1 pseudogene is annotated in these 210 nt (G+C 72.9%); it reads left to right on the forward strand.

The features are described 5' to 3' along the window. Nucleotides 1–210, forward strand: a pseudogene (locus IG94_RS0138335) (IS481 family transposase); the annotation flags it as partial.

A 210-nucleotide genomic window follows, 5' to 3' on the forward strand; every position in this document is an offset into this window, starting at 1 on the left:
CTGGGCAACATCCCCGACGGCGGCGGACACAAGGCCCACGGCAGGTCCCAGGGCGGCCGCAACAGCTCCGCACACCGCGACCCCACCCGGCCCCGCACCCGCCACGGCCGCCCCAACCTCGGCTACAGCTACCTGCACACCGCCGTCGACGACCACTCCCGCCTCGCCTACAGCGAGATCCACGCGGACGAGAAGAAGGAGACCGCCACC

The sequence above is a fragment of the Streptomyces olivaceus genome, assembly GCF_000721235.1.
Classification (GTDB): Bacteria; Actinomycetota; Actinomycetes; order Streptomycetales; family Streptomycetaceae; genus Streptomyces; species Streptomyces olivaceus.